Raw genomic sequence first — 531 nt, 5'->3', positions numbered from 1 at the left:
CACTGCAAATGCAAGGGCAATGGCCAGCCGCCAAGTTGACTCCAACAAATCGCACGCCCACGCGACATTGGTACAGCGATCCGGCGGCGTGTCTGGATCGCAGATGCCTGTCCTCAACGACGGAAATAATGTGCTGGCCTTCAACGCTAACGGCTCCGACTCTCGCTACGTCATCACATCGGGAGACCAAACTTCAGCCTCTGGTGGCGTCGAATCCCGGCCGATAAACACCGCATATCACCCGCGCATCCATGCCTAGATCACGCGTGAATTCGAGGGTGATAGGCCGCATTGATTGGGCGGTTTTCGGTCGAGGTGGGGACCTGCCTAGACGCGTCGAATGCGACGGTGCCATTGTCGCCAGGGTCTGCGCCTAGCACCCCAATTTTCGCTGGAGTATTCCCCCACGCGGCTACGGTGAGCACACCGCTCGCGACGGTTTCCCCAGCGCGATAGAGCGCCCCAGCGGAGCCGGTCATGTTTCGAATCGCGTCGCGTTGACGCGATCCGAACGCCCTTGCATTTGCAGTG

At 60.1% G+C, this 531-nt stretch carries 1 pseudogene; it reads left to right on the top strand.

Annotated elements, in window-relative coordinates:
- Positions 1-259, top strand: a pseudogene (locus tag HV765_RS31740) (hypothetical protein); the annotation flags it as partial.
- Positions 260-531: the final 272 nt, after the last annotated feature.

Source organism: Achromobacter kerstersii, assembly GCF_902859595.1.
In the GTDB taxonomy this organism is placed as follows: domain Bacteria; phylum Pseudomonadota; class Gammaproteobacteria; order Burkholderiales; family Burkholderiaceae_B; genus Achromobacter; species Achromobacter kerstersii.
This window is presented reverse-complemented; position numbering and strand designations above follow the sequence as displayed.